This is a genomic window from Protofrankia sp. CiP1_Cm_nod4 (assembly GCF_982290645.1).
In genome coordinates this window covers 28,059-30,801 of record NZ_CEVIVC010000059.1, presented here as the reverse complement: position 1 = coordinate 30,801, position 2,743 = coordinate 28,059, and the positions used below count along the sequence as shown (strand labels likewise).

At 72.9% G+C, this 2,743-nt stretch carries 2 protein-coding genes; both read left to right on the top strand.

Features of this window, described 5'->3' with window-relative positions:
• Nucleotides 1-296 precede the first annotated feature (296 nt).
• A complete protein-coding gene (locus AC5LSR_RS13235) occupies nucleotides 297-1,589 on the top strand; it encodes a bifunctional o-acetylhomoserine/o-acetylserine sulfhydrylase (RefSeq protein ID WP_250284451.1) in 1,293 nt (430 codons plus the stop codon).
• Nucleotides 1,590-1,611: 22 nt separating this feature from the next.
• A partial coding sequence (gene metX, locus AC5LSR_RS13230; protein ID WP_493468510.1) for a homoserine O-acetyltransferase MetX occupies nucleotides 1,612-2,743 on the top strand: 1,132 nt, incomplete at its 3' end.

Sequence of the window (2,743 nt, the reverse complement as noted above, 5' to 3'; positions counted from 1 at the left end):
CCGTTGGCCCCGTCCCCGAGAGATTGGCCCCGTCCCCGAGGAGAGGCCCTTCCCGGGGACAGGGTCTGCTTGTGGGTGCTAGAGTCCGAAATGTGCGCTCCCGGTCAATCATGTCGTGCGACATGCGGGGGTACCCGGCGCGCCCGTTCGTGGACGAGGCCTGTTGTCCCGCCTGACGGCCGTTGGTGATGTTCGTAATCCATGTGGCCGTGACCCGGCGGTCGCGTCCGTCCCGGTATGAGTGCTAACGCGGCCTGTCCGGCGCAGCCGCCCATCTCCGGGGAGGATCACGTTCCATGTCAGCAGAGAGCTGGTCGTTCGAGACCCGCCAGATCCACGCCGGCGCCCAGCCGGATCCGACGACCGGCGCCCGCGCCGTGCCGATCTACCAGACGACGAGCTACGTCTTCCGGGACACCGACCACGCCGCCGCGCTGTTCGCCCTCGGTGAGACCGGCAACATCTACACCCGGATCGGGAACCCCACGCAGGACGTCTTCGAGCAGCGGATCACCGCGCTCGAAGGGGGCGTGGGAGCGCTCGCGCTGTCCTCGGGCCAGGCCGCCGAGACCCTGGCGATCCTGAACCTCGCCGAGGCCGGCGACCACATCGTGACCTCGGCGAGCCTGTACGGCGGCACGTACAACCTGTTCCACTACACGCTGCCCAAGCTGGGCATCCAGGTCAGCTTCGTCGAGGACCCGGACGACCTCGACGCCTGGCGCGCCGCGATCGCCCCGAACACCCGGGCGTTCTACGGCGAGACGATCGGCAACCCCAAGGGGGACGTGCTCGACACCGCCGGGATCGCCGAGGTCGCGCACGCCGCCGGTATCCCGCTCATCGTCGACAACACCCTGGCCACGCCCTACCTCTACCGGCCGTTCGAGCACGGCGCCGACATCGTCGTGCACTCGGCGACGAAGTTCATCGGCGGCCACGGCACCGCGATCGGCGGCGTGATCGTCGACGGCGGGCGGTTCGACTTCGGCGCGTCGGGCCGGTTCGCGAACTTCACCACGCCCGACCCGAGCTATCACGGGCTGGTCTACTGGGACGTCCTCGGCCATGGCTCCTTCATCGCCAAGGCGCGCGTCCAGCTGCTGCGCGACATCGGCGCGGCGATCTCGCCGTTCAACTCGTTCCTCCTGCTCCAGGGTCTGGAGACGCTCTCCCTGCGGATCGAGCGGCACACCGCCAACGCCCAGCGGGTGGCCGAGTGGCTCCAGGCGCGGGACGAGGTGAGCTGGGTCAACTACCCGGGGCTTGCGTCGTCGAGGTGGTACGACCGGGCCCAGCGGGTGCTGCCGAAGGGCGCCGGCGCGATCCTGTCGTTCGGGATCGTCGGCGGTGCCGAGGCGGGCCGGAAGTTCGTCGAGGGCGTGGAGCTGTTCAGCCATCTGGCCAACGTCGGCGACGTACGTTCGCTGATCATCCACCCGGCCACCACGACGCACTCGCAGCTCACCGAGGCCGAGCAGGCGAGCACCGGGGTGACCCCCGACCTCGTCCGCCTCTCCGTCGGGATCGAGGGCATCGACGACATCCTCGCGGACCTCGACGCCGGCTTCCGTGCCGCCAAGGGCTGACAGCGCCAGCCCGGACGGGGCGGTGGGCGAGCGCCTGCCGCCCGTCTCCGGCGGGTGGCGGGCCGGGCGCGACCCGGCCGGGGCACGCCGGTTCGTCGAGCTGCCCGGCCCGGTCGAACTGGAGAGCGGGGCGTCGCTACCCGGCGTGACAGTGGCCTATGAGGCGTGGGGGCGGCTCGACCCGACGGCGTCCAACGCCCTGCTGGTCCTGCACGCGCTGACCGGTGACAGCCACGCCGCCGGCCCGGCCGGCCCGGGGCACGCCAGCCGCGGCTGGTGGGATGCGATGATCGGTCCGGGCCGGCCGCTGGACACCGAACGCTACTTCGTCGTGTGCCCGAACGTCCTGGGCGGCTGCCAGGGGACGACCGGCCCGTCCTCGGCCGCCGCGGACGGGCGGCCCTGGGGCAGCCGCTGGCCGCGGATCACCATCGGTGACCAGGTGCTGGTGGAGGCGCTGCTGGCCGACGCGCTCGGGATCCGGCGCTTCGCCGGCGTGGTCGGCGGGTCGATGGGGGGGATGCGCGCCCTGGAATGGGCGCTGCGCCACCCCGGCCGCGTCGCCAGGGCGGTGGTCGTCGCCTGCGGGGCGGCGGCGACCGCCGAGCAGATCGCCCTGTACTCCACCCAGATCGCGGCGGTCACCGCCGACCCCGGCTGGCACGGCGGGGACTACCACCACCAGCCCGCCGGTGCCGGCCCCCACACGGGGATGGGGCTGGCCCGCCGGATGGCCCAGGTCAGCTACCGCAGCGAGCGGGAGCTCGCCGGCCGCTTCGGCAACCGGGCGCAGCCCGACGGCCGTTTCGCGGCCGAGTCCTACGTCGAGCATCACGCGGACAAGCTCGTCCGCCGGTTCGACGCGGGCAGCTACGTGGCCCTGACCCGGGCGATGATGACCCAGAACGCCGGCCACGGCCGGGGCGGGGTGGCCGCGGCGCTGGCGCGCTGCCCGGTGCCGGTCGCGGTGGCCGGCGTCGACTCCGACCGGCTCTACCCGCTGTACCTCCAGCGTGAGATCGCCGATGCGGTGCGGGTGCCCGCCCTGGCCGGCCGGCTCGCGGTGATCCGGTCGCTGTACGGGCACGACGCGTTCCTGCTGGAGGCCGACCAGGTCGCGGACGTCATCCGGGAGGCGTTGGACGCCGCGCCCG

Bases quoted from the DNA above. Each gene is read 5' to 3' on its own strand.
- AC5LSR_RS13235 (WP_250284451.1), top strand. From the start codon at position 297: ATGTCAGCAGAGAGCTGGTCGTTCGAGACCCGCCAGATCCACGCCGGC.